Annotated in this window: 13 protein-coding genes; 7 read left to right on the top strand and 6 right to left on the bottom strand. The window is 64.5% G+C overall.

Going from position 1 to position 15664, the window contains the following annotated elements; genetic code table 11:
- The first annotated feature begins 95 nt into the window (after positions 1-95).
- Entirely contained in the window at positions 96-686 is a 591-nt protein-coding gene (locus MJ8_RS11310) for a YybH family protein (protein ID WP_201414443.1), read from the top strand.
- 67 nt (positions 687-753) lie between these two features.
- Here MJ8_RS11310 and MJ8_RS11305 read toward each other — a convergent pair whose 3' ends face one another.
- Together MJ8_RS11305 and MJ8_RS11300 are read right to left on the bottom strand one after the other, a co-directional pair.
- The gene (locus MJ8_RS11305; RefSeq protein WP_201414442.1) at positions 754-1203 is read right to left on the bottom strand and encodes a DNA polymerase III subunit chi; all 450 of its coding nucleotides are present in this window, start codon (positions 1201-1203) and stop codon (positions 754-756) included.
- Positions 1204-1206: 3 nt separating this feature from the next.
- Positions 1207-2733, bottom strand: a complete 1527-nt coding sequence (locus tag MJ8_RS11300) for a leucyl aminopeptidase (protein ID WP_201414441.1) — start codon at positions 2731-2733, stop codon at positions 1207-1209.
- Positions 2734-3088: 355 nt separating this feature from the next.
- Here MJ8_RS11300 and lptF point away from each other — a divergent pair, with 355 nt between their 5' ends.
- From lptF to rsmA, 6 genes are all read left to right on the top strand, one after another.
- Positions 3089-4285 (top strand): LPS export ABC transporter permease LptF, encoded by a 1197-nt coding sequence (lptF, locus tag MJ8_RS11295; RefSeq protein WP_201414440.1) that lies wholly within the window; start codon positions 3089-3091, stop codon positions 4283-4285.
- 2 nt (positions 4286-4287) lie between these two features.
- Complete coding sequence (lptG, locus tag MJ8_RS11290) at positions 4288-5370, top strand: LPS export ABC transporter permease LptG (protein WP_201414439.1); 1083 nt, start codon at positions 4288-4290, stop codon at positions 5368-5370.
- The gene (locus MJ8_RS11285; RefSeq protein WP_201414438.1) at positions 5370-7787 is read left to right on the top strand and encodes an LPS-assembly protein LptD; all 2418 of its coding nucleotides are present in this window, start codon (positions 5370-5372) and stop codon (positions 7785-7787) included. The genes lptG and MJ8_RS11285 overlap by 1 nt, the downstream gene beginning before the upstream one ends.
- Before the next feature lie 224 nt (positions 7788-8011).
- A complete protein-coding gene (locus MJ8_RS11280; RefSeq protein WP_201414437.1) occupies positions 8012-8935 on the top strand; it encodes a SurA N-terminal domain-containing protein in 924 nt (307 codons plus the stop codon).
- A gap of 75 nt (positions 8936-9010) precedes the next feature.
- The gene (gene pdxA / locus MJ8_RS11275; protein WP_201414436.1) at positions 9011-10042 is read left to right on the top strand and encodes a 4-hydroxythreonine-4-phosphate dehydrogenase PdxA; all 1032 of its coding nucleotides are present in this window, start codon (positions 9011-9013) and stop codon (positions 10040-10042) included.
- Between the two features lie 7 nt (positions 10043-10049).
- On the top strand, positions 10050-10895 hold the full coding sequence (gene rsmA, locus MJ8_RS11270) for a 16S rRNA (adenine(1518)-N(6)/adenine(1519)-N(6))-dimethyltransferase RsmA (protein ID WP_201414435.1): 846 nt from the start codon (positions 10050-10052) through the stop codon (positions 10893-10895).
- A 163-nt stretch (positions 10896-11058) separates the two neighbouring features.
- Here rsmA and gmk read toward each other — a convergent pair whose 3' ends face one another.
- The 4 genes from gmk to fabF form a co-directional block, all read right to left on the bottom strand.
- Entirely contained in the window at positions 11059-11733 is a 675-nt protein-coding gene (gmk, locus tag MJ8_RS11265; protein WP_201414434.1) for a guanylate kinase, read from the bottom strand.
- Between the two features lie 5 nt (positions 11734-11738).
- Positions 11739-12629 carry a YicC/YloC family endoribonuclease gene (locus tag MJ8_RS11260; RefSeq protein ID WP_201414433.1) on the bottom strand — a complete coding sequence of 297 codons (891 nt, stop codon included), beginning with the start codon at positions 12627-12629 and terminating at the stop codon, positions 11739-11741.
- Positions 12630-12982: 353 nt separating this feature from the next.
- Positions 12983-14236 carry an endolytic transglycosylase MltG gene (gene mltG, locus MJ8_RS11255; RefSeq protein WP_201414432.1) on the bottom strand — a complete coding sequence of 418 codons (1254 nt, stop codon included), beginning with the start codon at positions 14234-14236 and terminating at the stop codon, positions 12983-12985.
- Positions 14237-14393: 157 nt separating this feature from the next.
- On the bottom strand, positions 14394-15656 hold the full coding sequence (fabF, locus tag MJ8_RS11250) for a beta-ketoacyl-ACP synthase II (protein ID WP_201414431.1): 1263 nt from the start codon (positions 15654-15656) through the stop codon (positions 14394-14396).
- Positions 15657-15664 lie beyond the last annotated feature (8 nt).

The raw sequence follows: 15664 nt of genomic DNA, 5'->3' as shown, positions 1-15664 counted from the left end.
CTGGATTCATCTCGATTGAAGTGAGATCCCTCAGCGCATCGGTCGGACGGCCTGAGCGCCGCCGGTATCCACTTTCAAATTTGAGGAGATTTCCCATGTCCAAATTAAGCGACACAACCGGCAAGGCCAGCGCGCCGCTTGGAAGGAAAGCCCGCAGGAAAACCGTTTCTAGGCGGCTGGCGCTGGCGGCACCGCTTGCCTTGCCGCTGGCGGTGCAGGCAGCGTTGAGCGAAGCTGCGCCGCAAGCGGCCATCGACGATGCAGCTCTGAAGGAGCTTTTGACACGGGCGGAGGCGGCCAGCGCGGCGTTCATGCGTGGCGACATGAAAACCTATCTCGACCTGATCGAGATCGCCCCCGACTTCACGTTGATGCAGCCCTTCGGCGGTCCGTTCTCGAGGGGCTTCGACAGAAGCCCCTCGCACCTGGCCGAACTGGCCAGCTACTTTCAAGACGGCGGAGTGAAAATGGAGTTGGTGCAAGCGTACGCATCGGGCGACATGGCGGTGCTCGCCGTGATCGAATGGGGACATGGCAAGGTCGGTGGCCTGGACCAAGAATGGCCGCTCAGGGTGACGCTGGTTTTCCGACGTGAAAACGGCGAATGGCTGCTGGCGCACCGGCACGCCGATCCGCTGGTTCACAAGATAACTCTGGAGCAACTGTCGGCGCTGGCAAAGGGTTGAGCGGGAGCCGGACGTCTTGGTGCGACCGCCGCCGAAGGTGTGGCAGCAGTTCGATTGCGAAGAAGCGCTAATCCTTGCGCTCCCAGCGGCGATCCGGCGTCTGCTGCCAGTAGGTCACGGCGTGGCCGGCTTCCTTCATCGTCTTCCAATGGCCGCGCGCGGCTTCGAGCTGAGCCGCGTCATGGCCGTCGAACAGGAAGACGGCGCGCTCGTAGCCGGAAAGCTCGGGCGGACTTGCACCATCCACCAGGAAGCGTATCTGCGCGGCGTTCTGGTTGCCCTCGCCCGTGGTGAGCAGGATCGGCTGCTCGGCCGGATAGGCCTCGCGGTCGGTGGCATGCGCCAGGAAGGAATCGTCGCGGAACGTCCACAGATGCTGGTCGAGCGCGTCGCGGCGCTCTTCGGTACCTGTCTGCACCACCGCGCGCCAGCCGCGCTCGACGCTGCGCTCGAGCAGGCCGGGCAGCGCCTCCTCCAGCGTCGATTCGGTCAGATGGTAGAAGAGGATGTCGGCCATCCCCTACCCTTCGTAGTGATCGCGCACCAGTCGGTCGAGCAGCCTGACGCCGAAACCCGAGCCCCAGGACTGGTTGATCTCGCTCGACGGCGCGCCCATCGCGGTACCGGCAATGTCGAGATGCGCCCAGGGCGTGTCCTTGACGAAGCGCTGCAGGAACTGCGCGGCGATGATGGCGCCGCCATAGCGGCCGCCGATGTTCTTCATGTCGGCGTTCTTGGAATCGATCAGCTTGTCGTATTCGGGGCCGAGCGGCATGCGCCAGACCCGCTCCTGGCTGGCCTGGCCGGCGCCGAACAGCCGGCCGGCGAGCTCGTCATTGTTGGAGAACAGGCCGGCATAATGCTGGCCGAGCGCCACCATGATGGCGCCGGTCAGCGTTGCTAGGTTGATCATGAATTTCGGCTTGAAGCGGTCGTTGGCGTACCAGAGTGCGTCGGCGAGCACGAGGCGGCCTTCGGCGTCGGTGTTCAACACTTCGATCGTCTGGCCCGACATCGAGGTGACGATGTCGCCGGGGCGCTGGGCATGGCCGTCGACGGCATTCTCGACGAGACCGATCACGCCGACCACATTGGCCTTGGCCTTGCGCGCGGCCAGCGCGTGCATCAACCCGGTGACGGCGGCCGCACCGCCCATGTCGCCCTTCATGTCTTCCATGCCTGAAGCCGGCTTCATCGAATTGCCGCCGGTATCGAAGGTGACGCCCTTGCCGATGAAGGCAAGCGGCGCGTCCTTGGCCTTGCCGCCGTTCCAGCGCATCACCGCCAGGCGCGCGCCGCGCGGCGATCCTTGGGCCACGCCAAGCAGCGAGCCCATGCCGAGCTTCCTCATCTCTTTCTCGGTCAGGATCTCGACCTCGACGCCGAGCGATTCCAGTTGCTTGACGCGATCGGCGAATTCGACCGGGCCCAGCGCATTGGCCGGCTCGTTGACGAGGTCGCGGGCAAGCAGAACGCCATCCACCACCGCTTCCTCGCCGGCGAAGGCCTTCTTCGCGGCCGTGGGGTCGGCGCAATGGATGGTTATCTTGGCGGGTTTCGCCGTTTCGGCCTTCTTGGCGTCGGCCCCCTTCGAATCGGATTGTCCGTCTTCCTTGTCCTTTCTGGTCTTGTATTTGTCGAAGGAATAAGTGCGCAGCAGGATGCCGGCGGCAACGCTGGCCGCCTGGCGGCCATCAGGCTGCAGATCGGGCAGATCGAGAATGACGGCCACCTCGGTCGCTTTGCGCAGCGCAGCGGCAACGGCGCCGCCGAGCTTTTGCCAGCCATTGTCATCGAGGCTCGAAACCTTGCCGGCGCCGATCGCCACAAGCCGGTCGACAGACGTTCCTTCCGGCGCCAGCACTTCGGCCGAGCTTGCGAACTTGCCGGAAAAATCCGCGACCGGAAAGGCACGCGCAAGCGCGCCGGCCGGATCGCAGGCCTTCGCCGCCTCGCCGAGTCCGCCGCCATCGGCCGCGAATACGAAGACGCTGCCCTTTTTCGGCGCGGCGAATTTGGCGAAGGAGATGGAAGGTCTCGACGTCATAAGGTCCTGCTTTCGGGATGGAGGCGGGGTGTCGGCAAAGGTTCGGCAAGCGTGCGCGACATTTGGTCGTTTTGAGCCATTTGGCAAGACTTTGGCCGAAATCGCAGTCTATATCAGCACCACAATAGACAAAGGATTCGCCTCGGCACAGCGTTAGCTCTCTGCCGTAACCTGCTGTTAACCATCAATGTTTTGCATTTCTTATCCATTGGCGCGGACACTCCGCCGCGCCGGGGCACGCGGCATGGGGCGACAATCCGGAGCGAGCCGCTTATGACCCAGTTGTGCAGGCGTCGCCGGATCACTACTTTGTCGGCGGGCATGATGCCGTTCGGCAAAATCGAGAAAAGCCTTCATGAAGGTCGTTGAACGCTACATCATGCGCCGCGCGCTGACGATGTTCCTCGCCGCGCTGGCCTGGACGCTGGCGATCGTGTGGACGACGCAGGTGCTGGCCAAGATCGACCTCGTCACCGACAACGGCCAATCGGCGCTGACCTTCTTCGAGGTCGCGGCGCTCATCATCCCCTCCATCATCCCGATCGTGGTGCCGTTCGCCCTGGTGGTGGCGGTGGCGCAGACGCTGAGCGCGATGAACACCGATTCGGAGCTGGCCGTGCTCAGCGCCGCCGGCGCCTCGCGCTGGACGATCGCGCGGCCGATCCTGCTGCTGGCTGCTTTTGCCTGCGCCTTTTCCTTCATCGTCGACAACGCGATAGACCCCTATGCCAGGCAGAAGAACCGCCAGCTGGTGGCGGCCTCGCGCGCCGATCTCGTGTCGCTGATCATTCAGGAAGGCACGTTCCGCAAGATCGACGAGGGCCTCTATTTGCAGGTCGGCGAACGCCTTCCCGGCAACCGGCTGGGCGGCATCTTCGTCGCCGATTCGCGCGAGGAAGGCGCCAGCCTCACCTACTACGCCAAGACCGGCAGCATCGTCGAAAAGGGCGACGAGAAGGTGCTGATGATGAATGACGGCGTCATCAACCGCAAATCGGTGACCGGCGACCTCTCTGTCATCCGCTTCACCTCTTACGCCTTCGACATGTCGGCCTTCATGTCGGCGGCCAACGACATCACGCTTTTGCCCAAGGACCGCACGACGGCATACCTGCTCAACCCGGATCCCAACGACAAGATGTTCCAGCGCGAACCGGGCAGCTACCGCGCGGAGCTCAACCAGCGCTTCGCCGAATGGTCCTACTCGCTGGTGTTCGCGCTGATCGCGCTTGCGGTGGCGGGCGATGCGCGCTCGCATCGCGAAGCGCGCATCAATCCGCTGATCACGGCGATCGCGATCGCGCTTTTCGTGCGGTGGCTGGGCTTCTTCGCCGCCGGTAAAGCCGACAAGGTCTGGTACTATGTCTATCTGCTCTACGGCATACCGCTCATCGCCTCGGCAGTCTCGATCTGGTTCATCGTCTCGTCCCGCACCATGGAATTGCCGGTCAGCTGGGCCGACTGGCTGACGGGCCTTGCCAAGCGCGCCGGCGAAAACTGGACGACATTCAAGCTCTGGCTCGCCCGGCGCACCTCGGGCCAGGGAGCCTGACCATGGGCTGGACGCTGGGCCGCTATTTCTTCTTCCGCTACGTGTCGATCACCTTCTGGTTCTTCCTGGGCCTGCTGGCGCTGGTGTTCCTGATCGACTTCACCGAGCTTTCGGGCCGCACGACCGGGCTGCCCGGCTTCACCTACGGCATAGCCTTCGCCATTTCGGCGCTGAGGATGCCGATGATCATGCTGCAAACGGTGCCGTTCGTCGGGCTGTTCTCGGCGATGGCGACGCTGGTGTCGCTCAACCGCCGCTACGAGCTGGTCATCGCGCGTTCGGCAGGCGTGTCGGCCTGGCAGTTCCTGTTTCCTTGCTGCGTCGGCGCGCTGATGTTCGGCGTGTTGTCGGTCGCCATCATCAACCCGATCGCCGCGCATGGATTTTCCTGGTCCGAGCAGATGGAGAACGACCTCAGGGCCGGCAAGTCGAATGCCGTCACCACCAACGTCACGCCGTGGCTCCGGCAAAAGACCGAATCGGGCGACACCATCATCGGCGCCCGTGCCATCCTCAACCAGGGGCTGGAGATGGCGGATTCGGTGTTTTTCATCCTCGACCAGCAGGGCAACATTACCGAGCGCAAGGATGCCGCCAAGGCTTTCCTGCGCGACGGCTACTGGGAATTGCAGGACGTCAAGGTCTTCAAGGGCGGCAATATCCAGGCACTGGCCTCCGACAAGGTGCCGACCAATCTCAAGCCGGAATTCGTGCAGGAGCGCCTGGCGCGCCCGGAAACCATTCCCTTCTACGAGCTGCCGCGCAAGATCGAGGTCGCCCGCTCGTTCGGGTTGAAGGCCAACGCCTTCGCCATGCAATTTGATTCGCTGGTGGCGTTGCCGTTCCTTCTCGTGGCCATGACGCTAATTGCCGCAACAGTTTCAATGCGATTTGCGCGAATGGGGCAGTCGGCAACGATGATTCTGGGTGGCGTCGTGGCCGGCTTTCTGCTTTATGTCGTTTCGGTACTGGTCAAGGCATTCGGTGTCGCCGGATTCGTGCCTACGGTGGTGGCTGCATGGGTTCCGGTTGTCGTGGCTATGTTCTTTGGGGTGACATTTCTGCTATACAAGGAAGACGGCTAGTGAGGGAGGCGGTTTTGCGCAGCCATAGGCAGGCCGGTTTGGCACGCCTCTATGGGGCGACCGCTTTGGCATGTCTGTTCGCTTGCGCGGTGCCGATGGCACCCGCGCTGGCGCAGCAGATTACTGCCAAGCCCGTCCCGTCCGGTTCGCAGATGCTGCTGGCCGCCGATACGCTTGTCTATGACAACGACAAGCATACGGTGACGGCCGTCGGCGGCGTGCAGATCGACTATGGCGGCAACAAGCTGGTCGCCCAGCGCGTGGTGTACAACCGCGACACCAAGCGGCTCGTCGCGAGCGGCGCCGTCGAGCTGATCAACAGCGACGGCACCAAGATCAATTCCGACCATATCGACATCACCGACGATTTCGCCGACGGTTTTCTCAACGCGCTGCGCGTCGAGACGGTCGACAAGGCTTATTTCGCCTCCGAGAGCGCCGAGCGCATGGGCGGCGTGCTCACGACCTTCCACAACGGCGTCTACACCGCCTGCGAACCTTGCGAGGACAAGCCGGACAAAGCCCCGACCTGGCGCGTCAAAGCGCGGAAGATCATCTGGAACGGCGAGAAAAAGACGGTCCGCTTCGAGAACTCGAATTTCGAGTTCTTCGGGTTCCCGCTCGCCTACCTGCCGGCCTTCGAGATCGCCGACCCGACGGTGAAGCGCAAGAGCGGCTTCCTGATCCCCGGCATCGTCTACAACAACCATCTCGGCGTCGGCGTCAAAGTCCCCTATTATTTCGCCCTGTCCCCGACCTATGACCTGACCGTCACCGGCAGCGGCTATACCAAGCAGGGTTTCCTCGGCGAGGCCGAGTGGCGCCAGCGCTTCGACAACGGCCAGTACACGCTGAAGATCGCCGGCATCAACCAGCAGGATCCCGCCGCGTTCATCGATTCCGGCATCCACAATGTGAATTCCGGCGAAGCCAATGATCCGAACAAGTTCCGCGGCATGATGGGCACCAAGGGCCAGTTCGCCATCAACGAGCGCTGGAACTTCGGCTGGGACCTGCTGCTGCAGACCGACAAGGAATTCTCGCGCACCTACAATATCGACGGCTACAGCGACCTCGTCCACCAGTCGTCGATCTATCTGACGGGCTTGAGCGACCGCAATTATTTCGACGTCCGCGCCATGCGCTTCGAGGTGCAGGAAGACACGCTCTCTAGCGATCCGACGTCGCGCTCCGCCAAGCAGCCCTGGGTGCTGCCGTCCTTCGACTACGCCTATATCCCCGACATGTCGGTGGCCGGTGGCCAGTTGTCGTTCAACGTCAACGCGCGCGTGATCAGCCGCAACCGGCTGGACGCCGTGCTGGCTGACCCCGGCGACCCGAATTCGGTCAACAACGTGCGCGGTATCGAAGGCGAGTCGAGCCGACTGAGCGCGGAAGCCGAATGGAAGCGCACTTTCACCACCGATGGCGGCCTGCAGCTGACGCCACTGCTCGCCTTCCGCGGCGACGCCGGCTATGTCAACGCCAATTCGGAGTCGCTGACCGAGATCGAAAAGATGGCAGCCAATCCGGCGATAGACACTACTGCCGACATGCGCTCCTCGCTCGCCCGCTACATGGCGACCTTGGGCCTCGAGGCGCGCTGGCCGCTCCTGTTCTCGATGCCCAGTTCCAGCCATGTCCTGGAGCCGACGGCGCAGGTCTTCGTTCGTCCGAACGAGCAGTATGTCGGCGGACTGGCCATCCCGAACGAGGACGCGCAGAGCTTCGTCTTCGACGCCACGACGCTGTTCGAGCGCGATAAATTCTCCGGCTATGACCGGATCGAAGGCGGCACGCGCGCCAATGTCGGCTTCCGCTACTCGGGGGCCTATGACAATGGCTGGGGCACGAACGCCATCTTCGGCCAGTCCTACCAGCTCGCCGGCGAAAACTCCTTTGCCGCGCCCGATCTCGTCAATGCCGGGGCCGAGTCCGGCCTGGACAAGCGGACCTCGGACTATGTCGGCCTTGTCGGCTTCAACAGCCCGAGCGGCTTCTCCGGCTCGCTGAGCGGTCGTTTCGACGAGCAGACGTTCGAGGTGAGGCGCGCCGAGGTGAAGGCTGCCTATTCCAGCCTGCCGATATCGCTCAGCGCCAAATATGCCTTCATCGAGGCACAGCCGCTCTATGGCTTCACCACCGACCGCCACGAGCTCACGCTGGGCGCCTCCACGCATCTGGCGCAGAATTGGCGGCTGTTCGGCACCGGCACCTACGATTTCCAGACAAATGTGCTGGTCAAGGACGGTGTCGGCTTCGCCTATAACGATTCCTGCTTTACCTACATCATGACGTATTCGCAGACGCGCGACACCGTCACCAAGGAAGTGTCGCAGAACATCGGTTTCAACCTTTCGTTCCGCACGCTCGGCGATTTCGGTTCGTCAACAAGCGCTGTCGATACCATCCAGTGACCAGGCGGAAAGCGCTCCGCCGCGAGCCGCGCGCCGGCTGGGGCGCTGATGTGGGGCTTTGGTCTTGATTTGGAGCGGGTTCCTTCGAAAATGGGCCTGATTGTCAGGGCCATGCGCCGGCGACATCGTTTCGCCGCATAAGACGGGCATGGGGTCGGCTGCATCGCGCAGGCGTTCGGAGGACGCGCGGCGCCGTCGTGGTGGGGAAAAATTGGGAAGGCAAGATGAGGAAATACCTGTTTTCAGCGGGCTTCGCGCTTCTGGTTGCGGCGATCACGGTTCCGGTCACGGCTGTTGTGCAGCCTGCTTTCGCCGTTGAGATCAAGTATATCGTTAACGGCATACCGATCACCACCGGCGACATCGCGCACCGCGCCGCCTTCTTCAAGCTGCAGCACAAGAAAGGCGATGCGAAAGAGGAGATGATCGACCAGACGCTGCGGCTGGCCGAAGCCAAGCGGCTCGGCATCCGCATCACCGACCAGCAGGTCGACGCCGCCTACCAGCGCTTCGCGTCGGGCAACAAGATGCCGCTGGCGAGGCTCGACGCGATCATGGCGCAATCGGGCGTTACCAAGGAGCATTTCAAGGAATTCATCCGCGCCCAGATGGCGTGGAACCAGGCGCTCGGCGCGCGCTACCGCTCCGGCGAAGGCGGCTCGGTGACCGAGCAGGACGCCGTGCGACGCATGCTCGACAAGGGCGGCACCAAGCCGACGGCGACGGAATACATGCTGCAGCAGGTGATCTTCGTCGTGCCGGCATCGGAGCGCGCCGCCACGCTCGCCAAACGCAAGCGCGAAGCCGACGCCATGCGCGCCCGCTTCAATGGCTGCAACACCACGCGCGAGTTCGCCAAGGGCCTGCTCGACGTCACCGTGCGCGATCTCGGCCGCTTTCTGGCGCCGCAATTGCCGTCCGACTGGGCCGAACAGATCAAGGCGACCAAGACCGGCGGCGCCACGCCGACCCGCGAGACCGAGCGTGGCGTCGAGTTCATCGGCGTCTGCTCCTCGCGCGAGGTCTCCGACGACAAGGCCGCGCAGATGGTGTTCCAGGCCGAGGGCAGCAACGATAAGGACGCGGAAGAGCTCAGCAAGAAATACGTCGCCGAGCTGCGCCAGAAGGCCAAGATCGTCGAACGCTAGAGCGACAAGCGTGCCGCGACACCGCAACAAGTCCCTCCTCCGCCGTTGCGTCAGCGGTCCGATCCGCGAGTTCGCATGAGCGGACAGAAAACCGATGCCCCGCTTGCGCTCAGCGTCGGCGACCCCTCGGGCATCGGACCCGAGATCGCTATCGCCGCCTGGCAGGCGGGCGACAGCGCCGGCGTGCCGCCCTTCTATCTCATCGCCGACCCCGCTTTGATCGAAGCCCGCGCGCGCCTGGTCGGCGCAAACATCACGATTGTCGAAACGCTGCCGGGCCAGGCAGCGCACCACTTTGCCCGGGCCCTGCCCGTCGTGCCGCTCGATGCGCGCCATGTCGACAGCCCCGGAGAACCGGACCCGGCCAACGCCACCGGCACCATCGAAGCGATCGACCGTGCCGTCGCGGACTGCCTCTCCGGCCGCGCCGCCGCGATAGTCACATGCCCAATCGCCAAGAAGCCGCTTTATGATGCCGGTTTCGGCTTTCCCGGCCACACCGAATATCTGGCACATCTGGCCTCGCGCCACACCGGCAGGGATGTGATGCCCGTGATGCTGCTGGCGGGACCTGATCTGCGCACCGTTCCGGTCACCATCCATATCGCGCTGGCCGACGTGCCAAGGATGCTCACGACGGAGCTGATCGCCGCGACCGCGCGCATCACCGCGTCTGATCTCAAGAGCCGGTTCGGCATCGCCCGGCCGAGACTTGCGATCGCCGGGCTCAACCCGCATGCCGGCGAAGGCGGAGCGATGGGTTCCGGGGATACAGCGATCGTCGCCCCCGCGGTCGAGATGCTGAAGACTGAAGGCATCGACGCGACCGGGCCGCTGCCGGCGGACACGATGTTTCATCCGCGCGCGCGCGCCTCCTATGACGCGGCGCTCTGCATGTATCACGATCAGGCGCTGATCCCAGCCAAGACCCTGGCCTTCGACGAGGCGGTGAACGTGACGCTGGGTCTGCCCTTCATCCGAACCTCGCCCGATCATGGCACCGCTTTCGACATCGCCGGCAAGGGGATAGCGCGCGCCGACAGCCTGATCGCCGCGCTGAGGCTGGCGCGCCGGCTGGCCGACAGCGGACGGCGGGCCGCCGCATGAGGCTCCCTTGAACGGACGCAGCACGATCGACGGATTGCCGCCGCTGCGCGAGGTGATCGAGCGGCATGGGCTGCAAGCCAAGAAGGCGCTCGGGCAGAATTTTCTGCTCGACCTCAATCTGACAAGCAAGATCGCGCGCGCGGCCGGAGACCTCGGCGAGGCGACCGTGATCGAGGTCGGTCCGGGCCCGGGCGGACTGACGCGGGCGCTGCTCTTCAACGGCGCGCGGCGGGTGATCGCCATCGAGCGAGACGAGCGCTGCCTGGAGGCGCTGGCAGAGGTCTCCAGCCATTATCCCGGCCGGCTCGAGGTCATCCCCGGCGATGCGCTGAAGACGGATTTTGCCGCACTTGCCGGCGCTGCGAATGGCGGGCCGGTCAAGATCGCCGCCAACCTGCCTTACAACATCGGCACGGAGCTGCTGATCCGCTGGCTGACCGTGGCCGACTGGCCGCCCTTCTACCAGTCGATGACGCTGATGTTCCAGCGCGAGGTGGCGGAGCGCATCACCGCGGGTCCCGGCAGCGATGCCTACGGCCGGCTCGGCGTACTGGCCGGCTGGCGCGCGGAAGCAAAAATCGCTTTCGACGTGCCGCCGCAGGCTTTTACGCCGCCGCCCAAGGTCACCTCCTCTGTCGTGCATCTGGTGCCGCGCTCGTCGCCCCTGCCCGCTGACGCAAAAAAGCTCGGCCGCGTCACCGAAGCCGCCTTCGGCCAGCGCCGCAAGATGCTGAGGCAGAGCGTGAAGAGCCTGGGCGGCGAGGCGCTGCTGACAAGGGCGAGCATCGATCCGATGCGGCGGGCCGAAACGCTCAGCGTGGAAGAGTTTGTGAGGCTGACGAACGCGGTGTAGCTGCGCCCTTCCCTTCTCCCCTTGTGGGAGAAGGTGTCGCCGAAGGCGACGGATGAGGGGTGCTCCAGGGAAAGCCAACGTCTCACTCCGCTGGAACACCCCTCATCCGTCTCGGCGCTATCGCGCCGATCCACCTTCTCCCACAAGGGGAGAAGGGAAAGGCTCACCCCGTGTTCTCGTCCAGCAATCCCGAAATAAAGTCGAACAGGCCAGGCCGCCTGTCACGCCGGAGCCGCTCGGCGGTGACGATGGCGCGGACTTCGGCGAAGGCGCGGTCGAGATCGTCGTTGACGATGACGAAGTCGTATTCCTTCCAATGCTCGATCTCGAGGCGGGCGTTCTTCAGCCTGGTCTCGATGACGGATTCCTGGTCCTCGGCGCGCCGCTTCAGGCGGGCCTTCAATTCCTTCATCGACGGCGGCAGGATGAAGATCGAGACGATGTCGGCGCGCATCTTCTCCTTGAGCTGCTGGGCGCCCTGCCAGTCGATGTCGAAGAGCATGTCACGGCCTTCGGCCAGTGCGATTTCCGCCGGCTCGCGCGGCGTCGCATAGCAATTGCCGTGAACCTCCGCCCATTCGAGCAGCGCGTCGGAATCGCGCAGCCGCTCGAATTCGCGCATGGTGGTGAAATGGTAGTGGACGCCATCGATCTCCGAGCCGCGGCGCGGCCGTGTGGTGACGGATACCGACAACTCCAGACTTGAATCTTTTTCCAGCAGGTTGCGCGCGATCGTCGACTTGCCGGCGCCCGACGGCGACGACAGCACCAGCATCAATCCGCGGCGGCGAATGCGGGACCCCAGATCCCTGGCGGCCGTCGGCTCCTTGGCAACCATTCCCGTCACTCCAGATTCTGGACCTGCTCGCGAAACTGGTCGACCACCGCCTTGAGCTCCAGCCCGATCGCGGTGACCGCGGCGGCGTTCGACTTGGAGCATAAGGTATTCGATTCGCGGTTGAATTCCTGCGCGAGAAAATCGAGCTTGCGGCCAACGGCGGCGCCGCTTTTGAGCAGCGCCCGGGCCGAGGCGACATGTGTCTTCAGCCGGTCGATCTCCTCGCGGATGTCGGCCTTGGTGGCGAGGAAGGCCGCTTCCTGGTGCAGCCGGACGACATCGAGATTGGCCGAGGCATCCATCAGCAGACGCAACTGCTCTGCGATGCGCTCGCGGATCGCGGCGGGCTCCCGCGAGGGATCGGCCTCGGCCTTCAATGTCAGCGCCTCGATGGCGTCGATATGGCCGGCAAGCAGTACGCCAAGTGCCGCGCCCTCGCCGCGGCGCGCCTGTTCCAGCCCGCCAAGCGCCGCCTCGAGCGCCGACAAGATCGCCGCATCGAGGGCCGCCCGCTCCTCCTCGGTCTCTATCGGCTCGGGAACGTCGAGCACCCCGCGCAGGGAGAGCAGGCCGTCGGCGGTGGCCGGCTGGGTGCCGAATTGCTCTTGCAAACGCTTCGCCAGCCCCGCCAGGTCCTTGAGGAAGGCCTCGTTGACCACCGGCTGGGTTTGCCTTGCGGCGGCGCGGCCAACGGTCAGCGTCGCCTGGAAATTGCCGCGCGCGAAACGCTTCTGAACGGTCTGCCGGACCGGCGTCTCCAGCCGGTCGAATCCCTGCGGCAATCTCAGCCTCACTTCAGCGCTCTTGCCGTTCACCGATTTCACCTCCCAGGCGATCGAGGTGCCGTCGCTCTCGGCGGCGGACCGCGCAAAACCGGTCATGCTCTGCAGGCTCATTACCCTGTCGTCCCCATGTCGCAGCCAAGGCACGTGTCGCCCAGCGCTGCGCGCCCCAGAAATCGCCGGACGATCGGCCGGCGCCCCCTAAAAACATGAATGCGGCCCCGCGTCAAAGGACGCGTGCTTCGACTAGGTGCAAGGCGTTATCCAAAACCGCTACGCACTTTTGGGCGACAAGCTTCTGTTGATGCATGTCGTTGTCCCAAAACCGCTGCGCACTTTTGGGCGACATGCTTCTCTTGATGCATGTCGTTATCCCAAAACCGCTGCGCACTTTGGGCGACATGCTTCTCTTGATGCATGTCGTGGTCCCAAAACCGCTGCGCACTTTTGGGCGACATGCATTGCGCTTATTGCGCTGCGTCGCCGCCGGCGTCACCGTTTTCGCCGCCGCCATTGTCGCCGGCATCATTGCCGTCGGCGTTGCCATCGGGAGCGGCCGGCGCCGTCGTCTGGCCGGAAGCCTTGGCGGCGGTATCCGCCTGCTTCTTCTGCAGCGCCCGATAGCGGGCGACATTCTGGTTGTGCTCTTCCAGCGTCGCTGCGAAGACGTGGCCGCCATTGCCGTCGGCAACGAAATAGAGGTCGTCGGTCTTCGACGGATTGGCGACCGCTTCGAGCGCCGCGCGGCCCGGATTGGCGATCGGCGTCGGCGGCAGGCCCTTGATCAGGTAAGTGTTGTAAGGCGTCTGCTTGTCGAGATCCGACTGATAGATCGGGCGGTCGGCGGGCTTTCCCTTGCCGCCGAACAGGCCGTAGATGATGGTCGGGTCGGACTGCAGCCGCATACCCTTGGCCAGGCGGTTGAGGAACACCGCGGCGACGCGCGAGCGCTCGTCGCTCCTGCCCGTTTCCTTCTCGACGATCGAGGCGAGCGTGACGAAGTCGTTGATGTTGGCGATCGGCAGGTCGGGAGCTCGATGCGACCAGACGTCCTCGACCAGCTTCTTCTGGTCGGCGATCAGCTTGTCGACCATCTGCTGCCTTGTGGCGCCTCGGGTGAAGCGCAGCGTGTCGGTGGCGATGCTGCCCTCCGGCGGCAAGGTCGCCGGCATGTCGCCGGTGAGCGCCTCCTGCTCGGCCACGCGCTGCAGCGCCTGCTCGACCGTCAGCCCTTCGGGAATGGTGAGCGAGTACATCACCGACTTGCCGCTCTTGAAGAGCTCCATGATGTCGCGCATCGAGGCGCGTGGCTTGATGGCGTATTCGCCGGCCTTCAGCGCCGATTCATTTCCGGTGGCGCGCACGCCGAGACGGAAGATGCGGGCATCGCTGATCAGGCTGCGGCGCTCGAGCTGGTCGGCGATCTCCTGCACGCCGGTGTTCGGCTTGATCATGAAGGTGTCGCCATTGGCGGACGGACCGGGCTCGACGAAAGCCTGCATGCCGAAATAGAGCGCCGCTCCCGAGGCGAGCACCACCAGGATCACCAGGGAGAGGAAGAAATTCAGGAACACGACGACCTGGCTGCGCGAGGCGCGCGAGCGCTTCGACGGCGGCGGCGTGCCGGCTTCCGGACGCAACGCCTCGGCCGCGGTCTTGGGCACGATCGGCCCTTGCGCGCCTTGCCGTCCGAATTCCCCGTCACTCGGATTAGTGTTCATGACGCCCTGCCGTCTGATCTTGCAACGAATCCCCCGCCGAAAAGCTAGGGGCGAATTTGGCAAAAATGACGGCAGTTGGCGGACTGCCGATTAGTCTGTCTCCGAGCAAATCCGGAGGTGAAACCGCGCACTCTCCGTGCGGCTGCTCCGGTGCTACTCAGCCATTGTAACGCTGGAACACGAGCGAGGCGTTGGTACCGCCGAAGCCGAAGGAGTTCGACAGCGCGACGTCGATCTGACGCTGGCGCGGCTTGTTCGGCACGAGATCGATCGCCGTCTCGCGTTCCGGATTGTCGAGATTGATGGTGGCGGGAGCGACGTTGTCGCGGATGGCGAGGATCGAGAAGATCGCTTCCGCGGCACCCGCGGCGCCCAAAAGATGGCCGATCGACGACTTGGTCGACGACATCGAGATCTTCGAGGCGGCATTGCCGACCAGCCGCTCGACCGCGCCGAGCTCGATCGTGTCGGCCATGGTCGAGGTGCCATGGGCATTGATGTAATCGACATCGGCCGGCGAAAGCTTCGCCCGGTTCAGCGCCGCCGTCATGCAGCGGAAGGCGCCGTCGCCGTCCTCGGCGGGTGCGGTGATGTGGTAGGCGTCGCCGGTCAGTCCATAGCCGGTGACTTCCGCATAGATCTTGGCGCCGCGCGCCTTGGCGTGCTCAAGCTCTTCCAGCACGACGACGCCGGCGCCCTCGCCCATGACGAAGCCGTCGCGGTCGCGGTCATAGGGACGCGAAGCGGTCTCCGGCGCATCGTTGCGTTCGGTGGAGAGCGCGCGGCAGGCGGCGAAGCCGGCGATCGACAGCCGGGTGATCGGCGCCTCGGCGCCGCCTGCCACCATGACGTCGGCGTCGCCCCACATGATCAGCCGGGCCGCGTCGCCGATGGCGTGCGCGCCGGTCGAGCAGGCGGTGACCACCGCATGGTTCGGGCCTTTCAGGCCGTGACGGATGGAGACCTGGCCCGAAACCAGGTTGATGATCTGTCCGGGGATGAAGAAGGGACTGATGCGGCGCGGGCCGCGATCCTTCAGGATCATCGCGTTTTCGGCAATGCCGTCGATGCCGCCGATGCCGGAGCCGATCAGCACGCCGGTGGCGCACTGGTCCTCATGCGTCTCAGGCTTCCAGCCGGAATCGGCCAGCGCCTCGTCGGCGGCCGCGATGCCGTAGAGAATGAAGTCGCCGATCTTGCGCAGCTCCTTCGGCTCGAGCACGGCCTCCGGATTGAAGGTGCCGTTCGAGCCGTCGCCGCGCGGGATGATGTGGGCGATCTTGCAGGCAAGATCGTCCACCTCGAATTCGGTGACGCGACGGCAGGCGCTGCGGCCGGACAGCAATTCCCGCCAGCTGTGCTCGACGCCCATGCCGAACGGCGAAAGCAGGCCAAGGCCCGTGACGACGACACGCCTCATCGCAGGTC

Origin of the sequence: Mesorhizobium sp. J8, from assembly GCF_016591715.1 — a bacterium.
Lineage (GTDB): Bacteria > Pseudomonadota > Alphaproteobacteria > Rhizobiales > Rhizobiaceae > Mesorhizobium.
Note: the sequence above shows the minus strand (reverse complement) of the source record. Positions and strands in the feature narration are given on the sequence as shown.